The following is a 23,882-nucleotide window of genomic DNA, read 5'->3' as shown; positions in this document are numbered from 1 at the left end:
TTGTGAACGACCCACGTGAGCGGTCGCATGGCAGTGGCTGAAATGCAAGTGACTTGAACGGGGTTAATCGAAAATTATTCTATTCTTGGACAGGAAAGTAATCGCCGCCGATCCGAAAATTTTCTTTTATGACCAACTTGTTGCAGTTGAGGGGCGGATGCCCGGTCCGCCCCTGATCATCATCAGCCCGCCCGGTTGTCCCAGCCGCCGCCCAGTGCCCGGAACAGGTCGACCTGCGCGAAGGAAACCGCCCGCGTCGCGGTGGCCAGATCCGCTTCAGCGCTGGCCAAAGTCCGCTGCGCGTCGAGCACAGTCAGGAAGTCGATCTGGCCTTCCCGTTGCCGGGCGAGGCTGATCCGGGCAGCCCGCGCCGCTTCATCCCGCGCGGCGCTCAATGTCTGCGCCCGCTCGATCGCATGAGAATAAGCGGAGAGGGAGCGTTCCGTTTCCTCCAGCGCTTGCAGCACCGTGCCGTCGAAGGTTGCGAGCGAAGCGGCGCTGTCCGCTTCCGCCGAACCGATGCGGGCACGGATCGCCTCCTGATTAGGGAAGGCCCAACTGATCAGCGGCCCCAGCACCCAGTTGAGCGGTCCGCCGCCGAACAGATTGCCGCCGCCCAGCGCCGTGGTGCCGATCGATCCGCCCAGTGTGATACGTGGATAGAGGTCCGCCGTCGCCACGCCGATCCGGGCGGTGTCCGCCGCCAGCCGCCGTTCGGCCGCGCGCACGTCGGGCCGCCGCGCCAGCAGCGCCTGTCCATCCCCCACCGGGATCGGCTGCGAGAGTTGCGGCGTGCGGATCGCAGCCCGCACCGTGTCCGGCAAGTCCTGCGGCGTTCGACCGGTCAGGGTGGCGAGGCGGAAGAGCGCCGCATCCCGATCCGCCAGCAAGGCGGGAATGGCCGCCTTCTGCTGTTCCCGAAGTGTCGTCACACGGATGACGTCCAGCCGGTCCGACCGCCCCGCATCGAAGCGCGCGCCGGTGATACGGACCGACTGGTCGAGCAGGTCCACGGTGCGCTGGGCGACCGCCAGTCGCTCGGCCGTGGCGGTCACGTCCAGATAGGCGCGAACCGTATCGGCGATCACGGCAACTCGCACACCATCGACATCGGCTTGCGCGGCTGCATAGTCGCCGCGCGCAGCTTCCACGCCGCGCTTCACCCGGCCGAACAAGTCGACCTCATAGGAGATATCCAGCCCGCCATCGTAAATCGTGTTTTCGCGGTCGATGCCGGGCAGGGACTGCGCCGCCGAAGTGCGACTGCGCACGGCGGACGCGCCAAGGCTGGTCTGCGGCAGGCGATCGGCCTTCGCGCCGCGCAGCGACGCACGTGCCCGTTCGATCCGCGCTACTGCCACGCGCAGGTCGGTATTGGCGGCCAGCGCATCGCCGACAAGGCCGTCCAGCAGTGGATCATTATAGAGCGTCCACCAGCGATCCTTCGCGGCGGCGGCGCTGACCGCCGGGCTTGCCGCCCCGATGAAGGGCGCGGCGGCCGTGGTCGGGGTAGCGGGCGCCTTGTAATCCGGCCCGGCGGCGCAGGCCGTGAGCGCACTGGCGCCGAGCAACAAGGCGATGAAGTTGCGTGTCATGTCTCTGTTCCTCATTCGGCCGGCTGGAACGCAGGTTCGGCCTGTTCGGGCCGGCGGCGGGCGAAGCGATCGCCCAGCGCACGGCACACGACATAGAAGGTGGGGGTGAAGAGCAGGCCGAAGGCGGTCACACCGGCCATGCCGAAGAAGACGGCCGTACCCAGTGCCTGCCGCAGTTCGGCCCCCGCGCCGGTGGCGATCACCAGCGGTACAGCGCCCAGAATGAAGGCGAAGCTGGTCATCAGGATCGGACGCAGACGGGTCTGCGCAGCCTGAACGGCGGCCTCGACCGGCGACAGGCCCTGTTCCTCCTCCGCCTGCTTGGCGAATTCCACCACCAGAATGGCGTTCTTCGCGGCAAGGGCGATCAGCACGACCAGACCGATTTGCGTGAGGATATTATTGTCCATCCCGCGCAGGTTCACCCCCAGCATGGCCGCGAACAGGCACATCGGCACGATCAGGATGATCGACAGCGGCAGCGTCAGGCTTTCATATTGCGCCGCCAGCACCAGGAAGACGAAGAACACCGCCATGCCGAACACCAGACCGGCTGTATTGCCCGCGCTGACCTGCTGATAGGCGACGCCCGTCCATTCGCCGCTGTAACCGGCCGGGGCTGCGGCAGCCAATTTCTCCATCGTGGTCAGCGACTGGCCCGACGAATAGCCCGGCGCCGTGTCACCGTCGATTTCCACCGCCGGCAGCAGATTGTAGCGGACCACGCGATAGGGACCGGTCTTGTCCTTGAAGGTCGAGACGGAGCCGATCGGCACCATCTGGCCGCTGTTCGACCGGGTCTTGAGGTTGGCGATATCCGCCACGGTGCCACGATGTTCGGCATCGGCCTGCGCGGTCACGCGATAGGTGCGACCCAGCAGGTTGAAGTCGTTGACGAACGCCGACCCCAGATAGACCTGCATCGCTTCGAAGATGCGTTCTGGTGGCACGCCCAGCAGGTCGGCCTTGCGCCGGTCGACATCCGCATAGATGCGCGGCGTGCCGACATCGAACAGGGTGTAGACCATGGCGAGGCTGGGGGACTGGTTCGCCTTGGCGATCATGTCCTGCGCGACTTTATTCAGTTCGGCGTATCCGCGATCCTCCCGGTCCTCCAGCATCATCCGATAGCCACCGGCCGAACCGATGCCCTGGATGAGCGGCGGGGGGACGAGCAGGATGCGCGCCTTGTCATAGCCGGCGACAGCCTTGTTCGCCTGTTCCATGATGCCGGCATAGGTGGCGCCTTCCTCCTTGCGTTCGGCAAAGCTCTTGAAGGGGAAGTAGATCGCCGCGCTGTTAGGCGCCTGCGTCTGCGAGGGGCCATGGAAGCCGGCGAACATCACCGCGCCGCGCAGACCCTTGATCGGCAAAATCTTCGCTGCGACTTCGCGGGTCACCTTGTCCGTGCGTTCGAGCGAGGCGCCGGAGGGCAATTGCACCACGGCAAGGAAGTAACCCTGATCCTGCGCCGGAATGAAGCCGCCGGGCGTCACCCAGAACAGGGCGATGGTGGCGGCGATCAGGCCGGCATAGGTCAGCAGCATCTTCTTGGGCCGAGCGACGAGGAAGCGGGTGAGGCGGCCATAGCCCGCGCTCATCCGGTCGAAGCCATTGTTGAACGCATCGACGGCCACGCCCAGCTTCTGCCGCCAGACCGGATCGCCGCTGCGGTCGCGCGGGCCATGCTTGGCCTTGAGCAACAGAGCGGCGGCGGCCGGCGACAGAGTGAGCGACAGGATCAGCGAGATGACGGTCGCGGTCGAGATGGTGACGGCGAACTGCTGATAGAAGGCGCCGGAAATGCCGGTGATGAAGAGCGTCGGCACGAACACGGCGCACAGCACCAGCACGATCGCGATCAGCGCCGTCGACACCTCATCCATGGAGACGCGCGCGGCCTCCAGCGGCGACATGCCATGCTCGATATTGCGCTCGACATTCTCGACCACGACGATGGCGTCATCGACGACGATACCGATGGCAAGGACCAGACCGAAGAGCGACAGGTTATTGAGGGAATAGCCAAGGCCCGCAAGGATCGCCGCCGTGCCGATCAGCGAAACCGGGATGGCGATGATCGGGATGATCGCCGCGCGCCAGTTTTGCAGGAAGACCAGAATGACGAGCACGACCAGCAGCACCGCTTCGATCAGCGTGTGATAGACGGCGTCGATCGACTGGCTGATGAACTCGGTCGGGTTGTAGATGATGCTATATTCCAGGCCCTTGGGGAAGCGCTTGGACAATTGCTCCATTTCCGCCTTCACCTTCTCCGCCGCGTCGAGCGCATTGGAGCCGGGGCGCTGCATCGTCGCGATGACGACGGTGGGCTTGTTCGACAGATAGGTGTTGGTGCCATAATCCTGCGCGCCCAGTTCAACACGGGCAACGTCACGCACGCGCACCTGACGGCCGTCGGCGTCAGACCGGATCACGATGTCGGAGAACTGTTCGGGCGTATTCAGGCGGCCCTGCATTTCCACGCCAAGCTGGAAGGCTTCGCCGCGATCATAGGGCGGCTGGCCGATCGAGCCGGCCGACACCTGCACATTTTGCGCGCGCAGGGCGGAGACGACTTCACCAGCCGTCAGGTCCAGCGCGGCGGCGCGGTCCGGGTCGATCCAGATGCGCATCGCATAGTCGCGCGACCCGAACATCTGCACATCGCCCACGCCGTCGAGCCGGGCAAGGCGGTCCCGCACCTGCGTCAGCGCATAGTTGGAGATATAGTCGCGGTCGAACGTGCCGTCGGGCGACTGCAAATTCACGACCATCAGAAATTCGGGCGTGGTCTTGCGCGTCACGACGCCAAGGCGCTGCACTTCTTCGGGCAGGCGGGGCGTGGCGACGGCGACGCGGTTCTGCACCAGCACCTGAGCGGCATCCAGGTCGGTGCCGATCTTGAAGGTGACGGTGATGACGACCTTGCCATCGCCGGTCGACTGGCTGCTCTGATAGAGCATGTCATCGACACCGTTGATTTCCTGTTCGATCGGCGCGGCCACGGTCGATGCGACCGTTTCCGCCGATGCGCCGGGATATTGGGCGGACACCGTGACCGTGGGGGGCACGATGTCGGGATATTGGGATACCGGCAGGCCGATGAAGGCGAGCGCGCCGACCACGGTGATGACCACCGCGATGACGGCGGCGAAGATCGGCCGGTCGATGAAGAAACGGGAAAAGCGCATCGGATCGTCCTTTGCGAACGAGCAAAAGGGAGGCCGCGTGATCCGGCAGGAGCCGGATCACGGGCTTGGGTTCATTTCTAGCCCCTCCCCTTCAGGGGAGGGGTTGGGGTGGGGGGCACTTGACGCAGCGCTTGGGGCCAAACCCCACCCCCGTCCCCTCCCCTGAAGGGGAGGGGTGATTTCAGCTTACCGCGCGAAGGTCGCCTGCGCCGCTACCGGGGCCGCACTGTCGACCGGCGTGACCGGCGCAGGGGCGGGCCGGATGGTTGCAGGCTTCACCGCCACCTTCGCGCCGGGCATGGCGGCCTGAAGGTTGGACACGATCACCCGGTCCTGCGGGCTGAGGCCCGACCGGATGATCCGCAGTCCGTCGACGATCGGACCAAGCTCGACCGGCTTGGCCGTCACATTGTCGTCCTTGTCCACGACCAGCACGGTCTTGCGCGCCTGATCGGACTGGATCGCTTCGTCCGGGACCAGCAGGGCATTGGCCTTGCCGCCATTGGCAAGGCGCATATTGCCGAACAGGCCGGGGGTCAGGAAATTGCCCGGATTGTCGAAGACGGCACGAATGCGGATCGTGCCCGACCGTGGATCAAGGCCATTGTCGGTGAAGTCGAGCCGGCCCTGATGATTATAGTCCGCCTCATCCTGCAACCGCACTTCGACCGCGCCGCCATTCTCCTTGTCGCGCTGCGACTTGAGATACAGCGCTTCGGAGGCGTCGAAGTTGAAGTAAATGGGGTCGAGTTTGTTGACCGTGGTCAGCAGGGTCGCACTCGTGCCTTCGGCGCCCGCCACCAGATTGCCGATATCGACGCGGCGATCGGAGACGCGCCCCGATATGGGCGCACGCACCTGCGTGAACTCCACGTCCAGCGCCCGGCTCCGTTCGCGCGCCTGCGCTCCGGCAAGTGCGGCCTGCGCCGCCTGAAGCCGCGAGCGCAATGCATCCACTTCGCTGGCCGACACGGCTTCATCGCCGCTCAGCCGCTGGACGCGGGCATAGTCATTCTGCGCCAGCAGCAAGGCGCTGCGGGCCGATGCGCTGCTTGCCCGCGCCTCGGCCAGAGCCGCCTGGAAGGGACGCTGGTCGATGGTGAAGAGCAACTGCCCCTGACGCACGAAATCGCCGTCACGGAAATGGATGGCGGTCACCGCGCCCGACACGCGCGGCCGGATTTCCACCGTCTGGCTCGGCGCGAAGCGGCCGACATAATCGTCCCACTGGGTCACGCTGCGGGCGAGCGGCGCGGATATGCCGACAGCCGCCAGCGGCGCGGCGGAGGCCTGCGCCTCCGGCTGCCCCAGATATTTCCAGCTGACGCCGCCCAGCACGACGATACCCAGTGCTGCCCAAGCCAGATGTCGGCCGCGCCAGCGGCGTGTCGTGCCGCCAGATCCGACTTCGCTGGCCTGCGTATCGGTGTCGATCTTTGTGATCATGTTCATGGATATTTCCCCTTGATGGTGCGGCGGGCGGCGGTGACGGCGGACAGCAATGTTTCCAGCTGTCCCTCACTGAACCCGGCTTCGCGAAACTGTCGGATGGCGGATGGGCGGACGGCGAAGCCTTCATGCCAGGCCTCCACGGCCAGACGGCGCAACGCCTCCAGCTTTTCGTCCGCCAGTTTGAAATGCGGCTGCGGTCCGAAGAGCAATGTCTTCAGGCGGAACCAGCGTCCCGGCTCCCGCAGGGAAGACAGGCCGTCCGTCTGTGCCAGACGCACGATCTGCCACTCCATCGGCGAAAAACCGGTGGCGACGGCTTTGATCCGGTCCCGGATCGCAGGCAAGGAAATGCCGTTCCCAACCGCAGGCAGCGGCTGGGCAAAATCGATATAGGCCATGGTTTCAATCCCCTATTTGCGCGCAGACCCGGCCGCGAACACCATCTGCGGGCGCACGCGATACTCTCCCGAACCGGTGGCGGCCGCGGGACTGCACGAGCCATCAATGCCGGAGCGATGCCCCGACCCCATGGCCAGACGATGATGATGTTGGCGGCGTGACGATGCGCGCCGCCAAGTCGAGTGACTTAGCTTGTACAGATGTGTTTCATGGAGCCTCCTTAGAGGGCGACGCCTCAACCGGATTTCATACTTATCGGTATATAATGCGATGCTGCATCGCGTCAACCGCTTTCTGTACCGCCTGGTAAATTTTTCTGTATGGCGGCTGAATGACGGGATTTAGCGGGTTGGCCACATCGCCATGGTGGTTTCCACCAATTGCTCCAGTTGCTGCGGCGAGGCTCCGCCGCTGGCCTGCACGCCCATGCCCTGCATGACCGCCATCACATAGGCCGCCAGCGCCGCTGGTTCGACCCCGGCGGGCAGGTCGCCTTCCGCCTTGGCCCGTTCCAGCCGCTCGACCAGCGCCTTGTCGGACGAGGCGCGGCGCGCCATCACGTCGTTCTTGATCGATTCCGCCTGCGTGGTGCAGGCGACCAGGCTGATCACGCCCAGACAGGCGCGCGGATCGCTGCCGCCGGTCTGAATGTTCAGCGTGCCGCGCAGCAGTCGTTCGGCCACGGCGCGGGCGGTGGGCTCTTCCATCGCCGATCGCATATAGCAGAGCTTGTCGCGCTCATAGAGGTCGAGCGCCTTGTGAAACAGGGCTTCCTTATTGCCGAAACAGGCATAAAGACTGGGCTTGGTAATACCCATCGCGTCGGTCAGTTCGGCCAGCGATGCGCCCTCATAACCACGCGTCCAGAAGACCTGGAGCGCAGCCGACAGGGCTTCCTCGGGATCGAACTCCCGAGGGCGTCCTCTTGTGACAGGTTCCGCTGCGCTTTTCATACCGGTCGGTATATAGGTGGGGCAGGGGCTGCTGTCTACCATCGCGGGAAAACATTCGTCGCAATGTCGTGCAACTGTCTACTTCCCTGTTCTTCGCACTTCTCCTCCCTCCGCGCTGCGGCTAGAGCCTGAGCCAGACAAAGGAGCCGCGCATGAACCCATCGCCCGTCATCAGCCCCATCATCAGCATTGCGGATATTGTCGACGCCGCCCGCGTCATCGCCCCGGCGGCAGTGCGGACGCCATTGCTGGAAAATGCGGCGCTGAACGACCGGGTTGGTCGCCGCGTGCTGTTGAAGTTCGAAGGGGCGCAGCACACCGGTTCGTTCAAGTTCCGTGGCGCCTATAACCGTCTTGCCCGACTGGATGCCCATGAACGGGCGGCGGGCGTTGTCGCCTGGTCCTCCGGCAATCATGCGCAGGGCGTCGCGGCGGCGGCCAGGCTGCTCGGCATTCCGGCAACGATCGTGATGCCGGCGGACGCGCCCGCGATCAAACTCGCCAATACCCGCGCGCTCGGCGCGGAAATCGTCACCTATGACCGCCACACCGAAAGCCGGGAGGAGATCGCGACTGCCCTGTCGCAAAGTCGCGGCGCCACGCTGGTCCCGTCCTTCGATGACCCCTATATCATCGCAGGGCAGGGGACGGCGGGCCTCGAAATCCTCGAACAGGCGGCGCAGGTGGATGCGACCGTTGGCCAGATCCTCGTCTGTTGCGGTGGCGGCGGCCTGACCGCTGGCATCGCCACGGCGGCAAAGGCGCGCTCGCCCGGCACGAGCATCTACACGGTCGAACCCGCCGGCTTCGATGATACCGCCCGGTCGCTTGTCAGCGGCGTGCGGGAAACTGTGTCGCCCGACGCGCGCAGTATCTGCGATGCGCTGATGGCGCCCAGCCCCGGCGCACTGACCTTCCCGATCAATCAAGCCTTGTTGTCGGGCGGCCTTGTCGTCAGCGACGATCAGGTGCGCGATGCCATGCGTTTCGCCTTCTCTGCGCTCAAGCTGGTAGTGGAACCGGGCGGCGCGGTGGCACTGGCCGCCATGCTTGCGAGCCTCGCGCCGCCCTGCGATGGCGCCAGCGTCGTCATCCTGTCGGGCAGCAATGTCGATCCAGTCGCTTACGCCGCCATCATCGGCGATATCGCCGCATGATCGATCCGCGCGCCATCCGCACCTTCCTCGCGGTGTGCCGTGCCAACAGCATCAGCGGCGGCGCGCGAGCGCTCAACATCTCCCAGCCCTCCGTCTCCAACGCCATCGCCCAGTTGGAGCAATCGCTCGGCGCCACCCTGTTCGAACGGTCGCGCAGCGGCATCCAGCTGACGCCGGAAGGGCAGGCATTGCTCCGACGCGCGGAAGCGATGGATGCGCTGCTGGCGGATGTGCAGACCGAAGTGAAACTTGCCAGTCGGGGCATCACCGGCCCCTTGCGCATCGGCGGCACGCCCGGCGCGCTGGTCAGCCTGCTGCCCGATGCGGTACGGCGGCTGGAAACGCGGATCGGTCGCTTCGCCCTGCATGTGGTGGAACGACCCGACCATGATCTGGCGGCCATGCTCCATCGCGGCGACATAGAATTGGCGTTCGTGACCACGGGGATCGAGGAACCGCCGGAGGGGATCGAGGAACGCACCTTCTCGCGCGATCCCTTCGCCCTGATCGTGGGCAAGCAGAATGACCATCTGCCCTCCAGCCTGTCGCTGCGCGATACGGCCCTGATGCGCTGGGTGCTGCCCGAAGCGCGGGGCGCCTTTCGGCGACAAACGGACGCCCTGTTCATGGCCGCCGATATCTCTGTGCCGCAGGACATCATCCGCTGCGACTCTCTGCTCAGCACGAAGGCGATCGTGCGCGGCAGCCAGCGCGTCACCATCCTGCCGATGCAGGTGGCGTCGGCCGAACTGTCGATCGGCGTGCTGCGCGCCATAACGATCGAGGAGGCTGCATTTCCTCGCAGCATCGGCGTGCGGATGCTGGCGGGTGGGCGTCTGTCGCGGCTCGGAGAGGCGCTGCTGGATGTGCTAATCCATAGTTCCAAACTATGACGTTCGCAAAAATCATTATTTTTCTTTGGATCAGGAACGGCGCATAAGCTCCTTCAACAAGAGCTTTCGGGAGAGACCACCGTGCGGCAGCTGATCCGCAATATCGCAATTTTCGACGGCACGGGCAGTGCTCCGGTCGCTGGAGCGGTGGTCATCGAAGGCGACGCCATCGCCGCCGTTCTGCATGATGAAGCCGCCATCGCTGCGGTCGAGGTTGATGCGGTGATCGACGGTCAGGGCGCCACCCTGATGCCCGGCATGGTCGACGCGCATACCCATCTGACCTGGGGCAGCTCGGTCGAGAAAATCTATCACCAGTTCATCCTGCCGCCCGAAGAGCTGAAGGTCGCCGCCTGGCGCAATGCCCGCGTGCTGCTCGACCATGGCTATACCAGCCTCTATTCGGCTGGCGCGCTGGGCGACCAGATCGAACCCGAACTGGCCCGCGCGATCGAAGCTGGCGAAACGCCCGGTCCGCGCCTGGTCCCCTCGACGCTGGAGCGCAGCCCTGAGGGCGAGGAAGGTGTCGAGACGGGCGACGTGTTCAACGGTCGCGGTCCCGATGCGATGCGCGCCTTTGTCGCCTATTGCGCAGAAGAAGGCGTGAAGTCGCTCAAGCTCGTCATTTCCGGCGAAGATGCGCTCAAGCCCGGCTCGTCCGCCGACATCCTCTACACGGATGAGGAAATGCTGGCGGCAGGCGAAGCGGCCAGGGAGGCTGGCCTCTGGATCGCAACCCACGCTTACTCGCCACGCGCCATCACTCTGGCGCTCGAAGCAGGTGCGCGCATCCTCTATCATTGCTCCTTCGCGGACGATGCCGCAGTCGATGCCATGGCCGCGAAGAAGGACGAAATCTTCTACGCCCCCGGCCCCGGCGTGTCGGTCGCCGCGCTGGAAGCCTCGCCCCCGCCGCATATCAACATGTCGTCGATGAAGGCCAGCGCGGCCGAGCGGCTGGAACTGGAGAAAATCCTCGTCCCCAAGCTGAAGGCGCGCGGCGTGCGCATCCTGCCGGGCGGCGACTATGGTTTCCCTTTCAACCCCCATGGCCGCAACGCCCGCGATCTGGAGCATTTCGTCACTTATTACGGCTTCACCCCGGCCGAGGCGCTGAGCGCCGCGACCATGCTGGGTGGTCAGTTGATGGGACAGCAAGTTGGACAGGTGAAGCCCGGCTATCTGGCCGACCTGCTGCTGGTCGATGGTGATCCGACCCAGGACGTCCGCATCATGCAGGACGCCAATAATATCAAGATGATCATGCTGGGTGGGCAGATGCATAAATCGCCCACCGCTCAGCCCGTAAACGCCTGACGGGGAAGACGTTTCATGTTCGATGTCGCGATCATCGGCTGCGGGCCGGTGGGGGCCTTTGCGGCCAATTTACTGGGGAAGGCGGGTGTCTCGGTCCTTGTGATCGAGCAGGAAGCCCATCCCTATCCGCTGCCCCGCGCAGTGCATCTGGACCATGAAATGATGCGCCTGTTCCAGTCGGCCGGCGTCATCGACCGCGTCGCCCCGGACATGCGCGATACCGAAGGCCATCTGCATGTCGGCGCCGATCATGGCGTCATCCGCTACATGGGCACGGTCGGCCGCGCCCGTCCGTTCAGCTGGTCCAACGACTATTTCTTCTATCAGCCCGAACTCGAAGATCATCTCCGCGACGCACTGGCTGATTATTCCAACGTAACTGTTCAGCTCGGTGTCGCATTCGAGGGGCTGGAGCAGGGTGAAGGCGCCGTCACTCTGCGCCTGTCGGGCGGTCGCAGCGAGCAGGCTCGCTATGTCATCGCCTGCGATGGCGCGCGCAGCGCCGTGCGCAAGGCGCTGGACATTCGCCTGGACGATCTGGATTTCGAAGAACCCTGGCTGGTGGTCGATGCCGAAGTCGATGGCCCGGTCCGCTTCCCCGACCTGTGGGGCGTGCCGGAAGCCGCCAATCTCCAGACATTGTCGGTCATGATGTGCGACCCCAAGCGGCCCGCGACGATCGTGCCGGGGCGCGGCAATCATCGCCGCTGGGAATTCATGTTGCTGCCGGGGGAAGATGACCGGGCGATGATGGAACCGCAATCGGTCGCAGCCCTTGTCGAACCCTATCTCTCCGGAGTTCCGCATCGGGTGGTGCGCGCGGCAACCTATCGCTTCCATGGTCTGATCGCCGAGCGGTGGCGGCAGGGCGGCGTCTTTCTGGCCGGCGATGCCGCGCACCAGACGCCGCCCTTTTTTGGACAGGGCATGTGTCATGGCCTGCGCGATGCCGCCAATCTCGCCTGGAAACTGGAACTGGTGCTGAAGGGGCAGGCGCCCGACGCACTGCTCGACAGCTATCAGCCCGAACGCGATCCGCATGTCCGTGCGGTCATTTCCGCCGCCGTGGGCGCAGGCCGCTATATCTGCATGCTCGATCCCGAAGCCGCTGCGGAGCGCGACGCGAAGATGCGTGAAGCCGCCAAGGGTGCGCAGCATGGCACTGCCGCCGACCTGATCCCCGCCATCGCGACGGGGATCGTTGCCACCGGCACGGCAGGTGCAGGCGAACGCTTCATTCAGCCGCGGGTCGGCGACCGGCTGCTGGACGATGTGACCGGTGGTGGCTGGCGACTGTTCACCCATGGCGTAATCGAGGCCGATGACGTGACCGTGATCGATATCACAACGCTCGACGATCAGGGCGCTATCGCCGCCTGGCTGGCCGATCGCAAAGCCGACGCGGTTCTGATCCGTCCCGACCATTATGTCTTCGGCACCGGTAAGGCGTCGGACCTCGTCGCCTGCCGCGCTGCGCTGATCGCTGGCGTTACCCATCAGGAGATCGCTGCATGAGCCTCACCCTCGCTCAAGCACGCACCATCATCGATCGTGCGCTGGAACAAGGACGCACCGATAGCGCGCAACCGCTTGCCATCGTTGTCTTGGATGCCGGCGCGCATCCCGTCGCCATGGTACGCGAAGATGGTGCCAGCCTGTTCCGTTTCGACATCGCGAAGGCCAAAGCCTCGGGTGCGCTGGGGATGGGGGCGGATACGCGGGTTTTGGCCGCGCGTGCCGCCTCCAACCCTGTCTTCTTTCAGAGCGTCGTCGCCGCCACCGGCGGTCGGCTCGCTCTGTCTCCCGGCGGCGTCCTGATCCGTGACGTGGAAGGTGCGGTGATTGGCGCCGTCGGAATCAGTGGCGACACCGGCGACTGCGACGAAGCCTGCGCCATCGCCGGCATTCTCGCCGCAGGCCTTTCCCATGGAGACAAGAAATGAAGCTGCGCAGCATCGAACTGGCGCTGCCCCATGCGGCAGAGGCCGCCGCTTTCCTGACCGACATTTGGGGCATGGCGCCCGCAGCTGTTGAGGGCAATATCCATTATCTGCGCGGATCGGGCAGCTATCCCTATCTGGTCGCGCTGGAAGAGTCGGCGGATGCCTATGTCCGTTCCACCACCTTCGTCTGCACGGCCGAACGGCTGGAGCAGTTGAAGCGCAGCGTGAGCGAAGCGGGTCTGCCTGCCGCGCCGGTCGTATCGAGCGATCTGGGCGGCGGCCATGGCATCATCGTGGAACTGGCCGAGGGCGAACTGCTCCGCTTCCTGGTCGATGCCGAAGAGGTCGCGCCGATCGAGGGCGCCGACCTGCCGGTCAAGCTGACCCATGTCGTATTCAACAGCGCCGATGCCGAAGCGACCGGCCATCTTGTCGAGGACGCATTGGGTTTCCGCGTGTCGGACCGGACCAAGGGCATGGTGTTCGTGCGTTGCAATGACTCGCACCACAGCACCGCCTTTGCCCGCGCCGGTTTCGCCAGCCTCAACCATATCGCCTTTGAAATGACGGACCTCGATGCGGTGATGCGCGGCATTGGCCGTCTGCGCGATCATGAGATGGTGCCCGCCTGGGGCCCTGGCCGTCATGGCCCCGGCGCCAATGTCTTCGCTTACTTCATCGCCCCCTTTGGCCCCGTCATCGAATTTTCGACCGCCGTCGAGAAGGTGCCCGAAGATTATCAGGCCGGTGCGCCCGAAGACTGGACCTGGCCTGAAAAGCGGATCGACCAATGGGGCATGTCCGACAAGGATTTTGCCGGCCTGCGCGCCGCCGAAGAGAAATTCCGCCATCGCCGCGACTGGGACAGCCAGCCGCTCGACCTGATCAGTGAGGAACAAGCCTGATGCGTTACGTCAGTTTCCGCCGTCCCGACGGCACCCCCAGCTTCGGCCGCCAGGATGGCGAGACGATCGTCGAACTGGCGACCGACGCGACGCCCGGCCTGAAGGCCGCGTTGTCCGACGGCAGCCTTTCGACGCTGGCCGATGGCCCGACTTATGCCGCTGCCGATGTGGTGCTGCTGCCGGTGATCCCGGATCCGGCCAAGATCCTGTGCGTCGGCCTCAACTATGCCGAACATGTCAAGGAAACCGGCCGCGAACAGAAAGCGCATCCGGCGATCTTCGTGCGCTATGCCGACAGCCTTGTCGCCGATGGCCAGCCGATGGTGAAGCCGGCCGTGACGACCCGTTTCGACTATGAAGGCGAACTGGCGCTGGTGATCGGGAAGCCCTGCCACAAGGTCGCCCGTGCCGATGCCATGGCCTATATCGCCGGCTATGCCGCCTTCAACGACGGGTCGGCCCGCGACTGGCAGCGCCACAATATCCAGTTCACCCCCGGCAAGACCTTCCCCGGCACCGGTGGCTTCGGTCCCGCGCTGGTGACACCGGACGAGATTGAAGACCTTAATGCCCTGCGCGTCCAGACCCGCCTCAACGGCGAACTGGTGCAGGATCAACCGGTCAGCGACATGATCTGGGATATCGCGACCGTCATCGAATATATCAGCGCCTTTACGCCGCTGGCCCCCGGCGATGTCATCGCCACCGGCACGCCCGGCGGTGTCGGCGACAAGCGCACCCCGCCGCTCTACATGAACGCCGGCGACAAGGTCGAAATCAGCGTCGGCACCGTCGGCACGCTCATCAACCGGATCATCGACGAACAATAAGCCCAGTCTACCCAAACATAAGAAGGGGAGGAGATATCATGCGTAAGATCAACCTGACCATTGCGGTGCTTGCCGGTGCAAGCGCCATTGCCCTGTCGGCCCCTGCCTTCGCGCAGGACGCCGCGCCACAGGCGGCGGCCGATACGCCCGATGCCAATTCGGACATCATCGTCACGGCCCAGCGCAAGGCGGAAAAGGTGACGGAGGTGCCCATCTCCATCACCGTCGCCAATGCCGCGCAGCTGGAACGGCAGCAGGTCAACACGATGAACGACCTGAACCGTATCGCCCCGTCGCTGGAAATCCAGCAGGCCCCCGGCCAGAATACCGGCGGCGGCGGTTCGATCCGCGGCATCGGAACCCAGACCTTCTCGGCCGGTGCGGTCGCGTCGGTCGGTGTGGTCGTCGATCAGGTCAGTCAGGGCAACGCCAATATCTCCGACCTGTTCGACGTCAGCCGCGTCGAAGTGCTGAAGGGGCCGCAGGGCACGCTGTTCGGCCTCACCACCTCGGCCGGTGTCATCAACATCACCACCAACGCGCCCGACTTCAACAGCTTCTCGGCGCGCGTCCGGGGTGAAGTGTCAGATGCGGGCACCGCCGGTTCGAAGTTCGGCAATCAGGTGCTGCAGGGCGTGGTTAACGTGCCCCTGGCATCCAACGCCGCGATCCGCGTGTCGGGCGTTGCCAATATGCGCCAGGGCGTGAATCGCAACCTGACGACCGGCAACCTTAACGACACTGATCGCTATGGCGTGCGCGCACGCCTGTTGTGGGAGCCGACCGACAAGCTGACCGTCAACGTCATCGGCGATTATGCAAAGTCGCGCATCGAAAATGGCGGCGACTTCTTCACCTTCGTCAAGACCAGCGCTTCGGTTGCTGCCGAGCTTGCGAATTGCGGCATCGTTCCGGGTGAGGGCAACAGCAATTATTGCACTGACAGTTCCTATGTCGGCCATAATGAAAATTATGGCGGCTCGCTCCAGATCGATTATGAGGCAGAGCCGTTCACTCTGACGTCGATCACCGCGCTGCGTAAATCGAATGAGACGGGTTATGGCGCGGCAAGCAACGTCTTCCGTGCCGATCCGCTGGCGATTCAGGTCGCCAATGGCCCGGTCAATCGTCGCCTCAGCCTGTTCACGCAGGAATTCCGCATCTCTTCGCCGTCGGATCAGTTCCTCGAATATACCGCTGGCGCTTTCTATTCGCGGCAGAAGCAGACCCGCGACCCGGAAACCCTGTCGGTCATGCTCACCCTGTTCCCGGGCATGACCATTCCGCTGGTCGATCCGGCAACGGCCGGTGCTGGCGCGAATGACAGCATCGTCGATGAATCGCTGGCTTTCTTCGGTCAGGGCACTTTCCATCTGTCGCCCAGCCTGCGCCTGATCGCCGGTGGGCGCTATACGACTGGCCGCCTATCGCTTGACCGTTATAACTACGCGACGTCGGTCGCCAGCGACACGGTGCTGAACGTCGACAACTTCTCCTACAAATTTGGCGGCCAATATGATCTGGCCCGCAACACCATGGTCTATGCGACGGCATCGCGCGGCTTCAAGGGTGGCCAGATCGCAACGCCGTCTGCGCCTGCCGTGCCGTTCACCGTGTTGCCGGAAATTCCGACCGCTTATGAAGCGGGCCTCAAGACCACCTTGTTTGGCGGCTGGGTAGCGGATCTCAGCGTCTTCTATCAGAAGATCAAGAATTTCCAGGCGCAGCAGTGCACAGTGGATAACAACTCGGTCATCTCCTGCGTTCAGCGCAACATTGATGGCGTAAAGTCGCGCGGCGCGGAAATCAATTTCTTCGGCAAGGTCTTCGATGGCCTGTCGCTCAATACCGGCTTCATTTACGCCAAGGCGACCTATCCGGGCGGCTTCATCGGCACTGACGGCACCGATATTGGTGGTTCTCAGCTTGCCTATGCACCCAAGTACAAGTTCACCTTGTCGGGTGAATATGAGGCGCCGGTCAGCAGTCGTCTAAACGCCTTCGTGGCGGCTGACACGGTCTGGAAATCGCGGGTGCGCTATGAAGCCAATTCGCGCGACGAAACGACCTTCCGTTCGCATTGGCTGGTCGGTGGCCGCGTCGGCATCCGCACCGAAGACGATCGCTACAGCCTTGCGATCTTTGGTCGCAACCTGTTCAACGTGCATGAACCCTCGCTGATGCAGAGCGATTTCCCTGCCGATGGCGCCGCCAATATCGGTGCCATCTACGGTCCGCAGTCCTTCCGTCAGGTGGGTCTGAGCTTCGACGCGAAATTCTGACCGGACAGGCGCATGGCGGCGCGATAAGCGTCGCCATGCGCATTTTCACGATCGCGCCAGGAAGGGGACGGATGAATCAGGTCAGGGAAGCCATTGCCGCACTGGGCACCGACCTTGGGCCGGATGTGCTCGTCCAATGTCGCGCATTGTTCGATGCGGAACAGTCCGCACTGATGGCGCAGGTGCCGGTGTCGGCCAGCGATGTTGCCTATGGCCCGCATGAGCGGCACCGCATCGATCTCTATCAGCCGCAGGGCAACACACCTGCACCGATCCTCGTCTTCGTGCATGGCGGCGGTTTCCTGAAAGGGGACAAGGGCGGCGCGACCGACTGGCCCAATGCCAATGTCGGCCGGATGGCAGCGCAGGCCGGGTTTCTGGGGGCCGTCATCAACTATCGTCTGGCGCCCGACAATGTCTGGCCCGCCGGATCGGAAGATGTCGCCTCCGTCGTTTCATGGCTCAAGGCCAATGCCACGCAACATGGCGGCGATCCCGACCGCATCGTGCTGATGGGCACGTCGGCCGGGGCGGTCCATGTCGCCGGCTATCTCAAGTTGGCGGGTGATCGCGATGTCCGTGCCGCGATCCTGTTGTCGGGCCTCTATGGCTATACCCCGCTCGATCAGCGCGACACGCTCTATTATGGCGATCCCGCCCTCTATCCCGATCGCATGCCGATGGAGGCGGTGGCTGCGACCCACCTGCCGCTGTTCCTGGCCTGCGCCGAATATGATCCGCCCCGCTTTCAGGCCGAATTTCTGGGCCTGATGCAGGATCGCCTGACCCGCCATGGCGCTATGCCACGTGCCTTCATCCATTCGGGCCATAATCATTACAGTATGGCCATGCATCTGGGCACCGCCGACCGGCGGCTCGCCAACGAAATCTGCGCCTTCGTGCGCGAAACCACTACCTGACACAGATAATAGGAGAGACGGAAACATGCTGGACCGCAGAACCCTTCTGGCTACCGGTGCCGCGCTGATGGCCGCGCCTGCCTTCGCCGCGCGCAAGACCGCCGATCCCGCCTTTCCCAAGGGCTTTTTCTGGGGCACGGCCACGGCGCCGCACCAGATTGAGGGCAATAATGTCGCCAGCGACCTGTGGTTTCTGGAGAACCAGCAGCCCACCGTCTTTGCGCAGCCTTCGGGCGATGCCTGCAACAGTTTCGAACTGTGGGAAACCGACCTCGACATCGTCAAGACTATGGGCCTCAACGCCTATCGCTTCGGTATCGAATGGGCGCGGATCGAGCCGGAAAAGGGCCTGTTCAGCCAGGCGATGCTCGATCATTACAAGGCGATCATTGAAGGTTGCCGCGCCCGTGGCCTGACCCCCATCGTCACCTACAGCCATTTCACCGCGCCGCGCTGGTTCAGCGCACAGGGCGGCTGGACTAACCCCGAGAGCGCAGAGCTGTTCGCGCGCTATTGCGACAAGGCGACCCGTGCATTGGGGCAGGGGATCGACCGGGTCATTACTTTCAACGAACCCAATATCCTGCTGCTGCTCAAGCCCATGCTGCCGCCGCAAGTCTGGGATATTCAGAAGCTGACGCTGGAAACCGCCGCCAAGCGTCTGGGCGTGCCCAAATTCGTCAGCGCCAATGTCGCCGGCTTCGATGATCTGCCTGCCCTGCAAGCAGGCCTGCTTGCTGCGCACAAGGCCGGTAAGGCCGCGATCAAGGCGGTGCGCCCTGACCTGCCCGTCGGCATATCGCTGGCGATGATGGACGATCAGGCGGTCGGCAAGGCGTCGGTCCGCGACAAGATGCGCGGCGAACTTTACGGCCAATGGCTGAACGTCGCCAAGGGTGACGATTTCATCGGCGTGCAAAATTATGAACGTGCGCTCTGGGGCGACAAGGGCCGCCTGCCCGCGCCCAAGGGATCGATCGTCAACTGGTCGGGCACCGAAGTCTGGGCGGGTTCGCTCGCTGGCGCGGTCCGCTATGCCCATGAAGCGACCGGCGTGCCGATCCTGGTATCCGAACATGGCGTCGGCACCGATGATGACGCGATCCGCGCCAAGTTCGTCCCCGAAGCGCTCGCTGGCCTCAAGGCGGCGATCGATGATGGCGTGCCGGTGCTGGGCTATTGCCACTGGTCGCTGCTCGACAATTTCGAATGGATTTTCGGCTATAAGCCCAAATTTGGTCTGGTCAGTGTCGATCCGGTCACTTTCGCCCGCACACCCAAGCCCAGCGCGGCTGTCTATGGCGCAATCGCGCGTAGGAACGCCCTGTAAAAGGAGATCTGCCATGAAGCGCTTTGCATTCCTTCCTGCGCTGCTTCTCGCCGCACCGGCCGTCGCGCAAATGCCTGTGCCGGTGCCAGCGCAGGCGCCCGCCGAACCCGACGCCATTCCGCTCTATCCGGATATGAAGGCGCCCAAGGGGACGACGGAAAACTGGGTGCGCTTCGGCAATGATCTGGCGGTGCGCAACGTCACGGTGCCGACATTGACGCCGGTATTGCCCGATCCCGCAAAGGCGACCGGCGCGGCGGTCGTGGTGGCGCCGGGCGGCGCCTTCATGCTGCTGGCGATGGATCATGAGGGCTGGAGCGTGGCGCGCTGGCTGGCCGATCATGGCATCGCCGCCTTCGTCCTCAAATATCGGCTGAACCAGACCCCGGCCGATACGGCGGAAGCCTCCGCCTATATGGGCAAGCGGATGGCGGACTCGCTGCGCGATCCCAATGCGCCGCCTTCGATCCGCGAACCGCGCGCCACGCTCGATGCGCTGGCCGCGCTCAAGATGGTGCGCGGCAATGCCGGCAAATGGGGTGTCGATGCCGGACGGGTCGGGATGATCGGCTTCTCCGCAGGTGCCATGACGACGCTGAATGCTGCCCTGGAAGGGAAGGGGGGCGATCGCCCCTCCTTCATCGGCTATGTCTATGGGCCGATGCTGGCGCGCGATGTGCCAGCCGACGCACCGCCGATGTTCGCGGCGATCGCCAATGATGACAGCCTCTTTCCCAATCCCTCTTATGCGCTGGTCGAAGGCTGGCGCTGGGCGCATGTTCCGGTCGAACTGCATGCCTATGAACGCGGCGATCATGGGTTCGGCATGGGCAAGCCTGGCACCACGACGATGGGGGTGCTGCCGCAATTCCTGTCCTGGATGGACATGCGGGGCCTGCTGGCGGCGAAGGCAGGCCAGTGACGGCGACGGTTTCGATCCGGCGGGAGGCGGGGATCAGCATCGTCATCAACGGCATGCTGAGCCTCGCCTTCTTCCTGGGCGTCTTCGGGCTGCAATCGCGGCCGCTAAGCTGGGCCGCGCCCGATCGTCTCGCGCTGGACTTCATCCCGCAGAGCATTGCGGTTGCGCTGATGAGTGCGCTGGTTCCGGCGCTGATCGCGCGTCGGCAGTTGGGCAACCGCCCTGCCATCGGTCCCATCCTGCGCCGCGCCATGCTGTTCGCCATCGCCGGCGCCGTGCTGGGTGGCCTGCTCGCCTTTTCGATCGGTAGCGCCGGCTTTCCGACTATGGCTTGGGCCACGGCTTTGACGATCAAGATCGCCTATGGCGGTGCGCTCGGCGCGCTGGTCGCCAGCCTGTCGCTGCGACGGCTGCTGACTGCCGCCCCGAATATATGAATTAGAGGATAGTCTTTTGATGAAAGCCCGCGCCCTTCGCCTTGCCGCCCTGCTGGCCTGCACCATCATCGCCACGCCTGTATGGGCGGACGATCTGGTCGACGGATTCCAGAACCCGCCCCAGTCGGCACGCCCGCGCGTCTGGTGGCACTGGATGAACGGCAATGTGACCAAGGACGGGATCGACAAGGATCTCGACTGGATGGCCCGCATGGGCATTGGCGGCGTCCAGAATTTCGATGCCAGCCTGATGACGCCGCAGATCGTCAAGGAACGGCTGATCTATATGACCGATGGCTGGAAGGATGCCTTCCGCCATGCCGTTCAGACTGCTGAGGCCAAGGGGCTGGAATTCGCCATCGCCGCCTCGCCGGGCTGGAGCGAGACGGGCGGCCCATGGGTCAAGCCCGAAGATGCGATGAAGAAACTGGTCTGGAGCGAAACCGACCTGCGCGGTGGCCAGCGACTGAAGGGCGCCCTGTCTGCGCCGCCATCGGTCACCGGTCCGTTCCAGAGCGCGAAGTTCAGCGATCCGCTGGCGGCCGGCGCGGAAGCAGGAGCTTTGCCCAGCTTCTATGCCGATGCCCGGATTTTGGCTTACCCGGTCAGCGCTGCTGCCCTGCCTGAGCCGCGCGTGACGCAGGCAGGCGGCACCACGATCGCCGCCGCGCCGCTGCTGGACAAAGATCTGGAAACGGTAGCCCAGATGGCCAAGGGCGATGCCGCCCATCCCGGCACGCTGATCCTGGACTATGGCAAACCCGTCACCATCCGTTCCGCCAGCCTGTTCGTGCCCCATGCCCGGCCGCCCTTCGGCGACCCGGCCTATCGCCCGACGCTGGAGGCGCAGACGGCGCAGGGCTGGCAGCCGGTCGGCCGTTTCACCCTGACCGAAGTGTCGGCGACGATCGCCTTCGCACCGTTCACGGCGCAGCGTTTCCGCCTTGTCCTTTCGTCCAATGATGCGGCCAAGTCGCCCGGCCTTGGCGATGGCGCCCCCGGCGCGGTGATGATGGACGTCTTCGCGCGTCCGGACAGCAGCACGTTGGGCATAGGCGAACTGCGCCTGTCGGCCGAAGCGAAGATCGATCAATATGAGGCGAAGGCTGCCTATGCGATCATACCCGATTATAACAGCCTGAGCGATGGGGCCGCGCCGTCTGCACCTGCGATCGATCCGGCAAAGGTCGTCGACCTCACCGATCGCCTGCGTCCCGATGGCACGCTGGACTGGACCGCGCCCAAAGGCAGCGACTGGCGTATCGTCCGCATGGGCTATTCGCTGACCGGCAAGACCAACCATCCGGCCACGCCCGAAGCCACGGGCCTTGAAGTCGACAAATATGATGCCGCCGCCGTCCGCCGCTATCTTGAAACCTATATCGGCATGTATCGCGATACGGTGGGCGCCGACTGGATCGGCAAGAAGGGCATCCGCGCCCTGCTGACCGACAGTATAGAGGTCGGCGCGTCCAACTGGACCCCGCGCATGGTGGACGAGTTCAAGGCGCGGCGCGGCTATGATCCGGTCCCTTTCCTGCCGACGCTGACCGGCGCGGTGGTCGGTTCGCCGGTGCGTAGCGACGCTTTCCTGCACGATTATCGCCAGACATTGGCGGACCTGCTGGCCGACGCCCATTATGGCACGGTGGCCAAGGTCGCGCATGAAAATGGCTTGACCGTCTATGGTGAAGCGCTGGAAAATGGGCGCCCGGTGCTCGGCGACGATCTGGCGATGCGGTCGCATACCGATGTGCCCATGGCCGCGATGTGGACGTTCAACCGGGGCGCGGCGCCACGCCCGACCCTGATCGGCGACATGAAGGGCGCGGCATCGGTTGCCCATATCTATGGCCAGAATGTCGTGTCGGCCGAATCCATGACATCGGCCTTCGCGCCCTGGGCCTTCGCCCCGTCGGATCTCAAGCGCGTGATCGATCTGGAATTTGCGTCCGGCGTCAACCGGCCGATCGTCCATACATCGGTGCACCAGCCGGTCGATGACAAACTGCCGGGCCTCAGCCTCATGATCTTCGGCCAATATTTTAACCGGCATGAAAGCTGGGCGGAAATGGCCAGGCCCTGGGTCGATTACATGTCGCGCACCGGCTATTTGCTCCAGCAGGGCCGCGACCATGCCGACCTCGCCTATTTCTTTGGTGAGGATGCGCCGATCACCTCGCTGTTCGAACATGGCGTGCCGGCCGACCTGCCGACCCGTTACGCCTATGATTTCGTCAATGCCGATATCCTCGCCAATCGCATGCGCGTGGATAATGGTGAACTGGTGGCCGGCAATGCGCGCTATCATGCCCTGTATCTGGGCGGATCGAGCCGGGTGATGACCCTGCCGACGCTGCAACGCATCGCGGCATTGGTCGAAGCGGGCGCCACGGTGATCGGCGCAGCGCCGGAACGCGCGCCGGGGCTTCAGGATGATGCCGCCGCGTTCAAGGCGCTCGCCACCCGCCTGTGGAGCGGCAAGCCGTTCGGCAAGGGGCGCGTGATTGCCAGCCAGGATGCCGAAGCCGCGCTGGCCAGTGCCGGCATCACACCGGACTTCCGCATCACACAAGGCGCGGCCGATACCGACTATCGCTTCGTGCATCGCAAGCTGGCGGACGGCGATCTCTATTTCGTCAACAACCGGACCGACAAGGCAGGCCGGATCGAGGCGCGCTTCCGCGTCACCGGCAAGCAGCCCGAACTGTGGCGCGCGATCGATGGCACGGCGCAGCCTGTATCCTATCGGATCGAGGGCGGTGAAACCGTGATCCCGCTCGATGTCGGGGCGGAAGATGCCTTCTTCATCCTGTTCCGCAAAGCCGTTGACGCGCCTTCCGCCACCGTCGCAGCGAAGGCGACCCATGCCGTCGCCACCATCACCAGCCCCTGGACCGTTCGCTTCCAGCCGGGCCGGGGCGCGCCCGCGCAGATCGAGATGCCGGTGCTGACCCCGCTGGAGAATAATGCGGACAAGGGCGTGCGCTATTTCTCCGGCATCGCAACCTACAGCACGCGCTTCGCTTCGCCCAAGGGCGTGAAGGCGGGCGCGCCGCTTTGGATGGATCTGGGCAAGATCGGCGATATCGCCGAGGTGCGCGTCAACGGGCAACTCGCGGGAACAAGCTGGTTCGCCCCCTACCGCATCGACATCGGCAAATTCGTGAAGCAGGGTAGCAATCAGTTGGAGATCAAGGTCGCGAACCTGTGGGTCAATCGCCTGATCGGTGACCAGCAGCCCGGCGCGGACAAGCTCACCTTCACCGCCGCACCGACCTACAAGCCCGATGCGCCGCTTCGCGCTTCCGGCCTGATCGGCCCGGTCCAGTTGATCGCCGAATAAGGATGGC

The 23,882-nt window shown here is 64.3% G+C and carries 18 protein-coding genes; 13 read left to right on the top strand and 5 right to left on the bottom strand.

Annotation, left to right across the window (positions count from 1 at the left end):
• Window positions 1-182: 182 nt before the first annotated feature.
• The 5 genes from BMY84_RS10195 to BMY84_RS10175 all read right to left on the bottom strand — a co-directional run bounded on the left by BMY84_RS10195 (window position 183) and on the right by BMY84_RS10175 (window position 7,593).
• Window positions 183-1,595, bottom strand: coding sequence for an efflux transporter outer membrane subunit (locus BMY84_RS10195; protein WP_093083597.1), 1,413 nt, complete (start codon window positions 1,593-1,595; stop codon window positions 183-185).
• A gap of 11 nt (window positions 1,596-1,606) precedes the next feature.
• Window positions 1,607-4,789 carry an efflux RND transporter permease subunit gene (locus BMY84_RS10190; RefSeq protein WP_093083596.1) on the bottom strand — a complete coding sequence of 1,061 codons (3,183 nt, stop codon included), beginning with the start codon at window positions 4,787-4,789 and terminating at the stop codon, window positions 1,607-1,609.
• A gap of 186 nt (window positions 4,790-4,975) precedes the next feature.
• The gene (locus tag BMY84_RS10185) at window positions 4,976-6,241 is read right to left on the bottom strand and encodes an efflux RND transporter periplasmic adaptor subunit (protein ID WP_093083594.1); all 1,266 of its coding nucleotides are present in this window, start codon (window positions 6,239-6,241) and stop codon (window positions 4,976-4,978) included.
• Window positions 6,238-6,639, bottom strand: a complete 402-nt coding sequence (locus BMY84_RS10180; RefSeq protein WP_093083593.1) for a hypothetical protein — start codon at window positions 6,637-6,639, stop codon at window positions 6,238-6,240. The genes BMY84_RS10185 and BMY84_RS10180 overlap by 4 nt, the downstream gene beginning before the upstream one ends.
• 342 nt (window positions 6,640-6,981) lie before the next feature.
• The gene (locus BMY84_RS10175) at window positions 6,982-7,593 is read right to left on the bottom strand and encodes a TetR/AcrR family transcriptional regulator (protein WP_093083591.1); all 612 of its coding nucleotides are present in this window, start codon (window positions 7,591-7,593) and stop codon (window positions 6,982-6,984) included.
• A 152-nt stretch (window positions 7,594-7,745) separates the two neighbouring features.
• Here BMY84_RS10175 and BMY84_RS10170 point away from each other — a divergent pair, with 152 nt between their 5' ends.
• The 13 genes from BMY84_RS10170 (at window position 7,746) to BMY84_RS10110 (ending at window position 23,875) form a co-directional block, all read left to right on the top strand.
• Window positions 7,746-8,750, top strand: coding sequence for a threonine ammonia-lyase (locus BMY84_RS10170; RefSeq protein WP_093083590.1), 1,005 nt, complete (start codon window positions 7,746-7,748; stop codon window positions 8,748-8,750).
• Entirely contained in the window at window positions 8,747-9,643 is an 897-nt protein-coding gene (locus BMY84_RS10165; protein WP_093083588.1) for a LysR family transcriptional regulator, read from the top strand. The genes BMY84_RS10170 and BMY84_RS10165 overlap by 4 nt, the downstream gene beginning before the upstream one ends.
• Before the next feature lie 81 nt (window positions 9,644-9,724).
• A complete protein-coding gene (locus tag BMY84_RS10160; protein ID WP_093083587.1) occupies window positions 9,725-10,960 on the top strand; it encodes an amidohydrolase family protein in 1,236 nt (411 codons plus the stop codon).
• Window positions 10,961-10,975: 15 nt separating this feature from the next.
• Window positions 10,976-12,475, top strand: a complete 1,500-nt coding sequence (locus BMY84_RS10155; protein WP_093083585.1) for a bifunctional 3-(3-hydroxy-phenyl)propionate/3-hydroxycinnamic acid hydroxylase — start codon at window positions 10,976-10,978, stop codon at window positions 12,473-12,475.
• Window positions 12,472-12,903 (top strand): GlcG/HbpS family heme-binding protein, encoded by a 432-nt coding sequence (locus tag BMY84_RS10150; protein WP_093083584.1) that lies wholly within the window; start codon window positions 12,472-12,474, stop codon window positions 12,901-12,903. The genes BMY84_RS10155 and BMY84_RS10150 overlap by 4 nt, the downstream gene beginning before the upstream one ends.
• Window positions 12,900-13,808: a VOC family protein gene (locus tag BMY84_RS10145; RefSeq protein WP_093083582.1), complete on the top strand. Its 909-nt coding sequence runs from the start codon at window positions 12,900-12,902 to the stop codon at window positions 13,806-13,808. The genes BMY84_RS10150 and BMY84_RS10145 overlap by 4 nt, the downstream gene beginning before the upstream one ends.
• Window positions 13,808-14,638, top strand: a complete 831-nt coding sequence (locus BMY84_RS10140) for a fumarylacetoacetate hydrolase family protein (RefSeq protein WP_093083581.1) — start codon at window positions 13,808-13,810, stop codon at window positions 14,636-14,638. Before BMY84_RS10145 ends, BMY84_RS10140 begins: the two co-directional genes overlap by 1 nt.
• 38 nt (window positions 14,639-14,676) lie before the next feature.
• Window positions 14,677-16,920: a TonB-dependent receptor gene (locus BMY84_RS10135; protein ID WP_093083579.1), complete on the top strand. Its 2,244-nt coding sequence runs from the start codon at window positions 14,677-14,679 to the stop codon at window positions 16,918-16,920.
• 71 nt (window positions 16,921-16,991) lie between these two features.
• Window positions 16,992-17,840, top strand: a complete 849-nt coding sequence (locus tag BMY84_RS10130) for an alpha/beta hydrolase (RefSeq protein ID WP_093083578.1) — start codon at window positions 16,992-16,994, stop codon at window positions 17,838-17,840.
• Between the two features lie 25 nt (window positions 17,841-17,865).
• Window positions 17,866-19,170 (top strand): glycoside hydrolase family 1 protein, encoded by a 1,305-nt coding sequence (locus tag BMY84_RS10125; protein WP_093083576.1) that lies wholly within the window; start codon window positions 17,866-17,868, stop codon window positions 19,168-19,170.
• Window positions 19,171-19,183: 13 nt separating this feature from the next.
• On the top strand, window positions 19,184-20,092 hold the full coding sequence (locus BMY84_RS10120) for an alpha/beta hydrolase (protein WP_093083575.1): 909 nt from the start codon (window positions 19,184-19,186) through the stop codon (window positions 20,090-20,092).
• Window positions 20,089-20,529, top strand: a complete 441-nt coding sequence (locus BMY84_RS10115) for a hypothetical protein (RefSeq protein ID WP_093083573.1) — start codon at window positions 20,089-20,091, stop codon at window positions 20,527-20,529. Before BMY84_RS10120 ends, BMY84_RS10115 begins: the two co-directional genes overlap by 4 nt.
• A 19-nt stretch (window positions 20,530-20,548) precedes the next feature.
• The gene (locus BMY84_RS10110) at window positions 20,549-23,875 is read left to right on the top strand and encodes a glycosyl hydrolase (RefSeq protein WP_093083572.1); all 3,327 of its coding nucleotides are present in this window, start codon (window positions 20,549-20,551) and stop codon (window positions 23,873-23,875) included.
• Window positions 23,876-23,882 lie beyond the last annotated feature (7 nt).

This window comes from Sphingobium sp. AP50, assembly GCF_900109095.1.
Taxonomy (GTDB): Bacteria; Pseudomonadota; Alphaproteobacteria; order Sphingomonadales; family Sphingomonadaceae; genus Sphingobium.
Note: the sequence above shows the minus strand (reverse complement) of the source record. Positions and strands in the feature narration are given on the sequence as shown.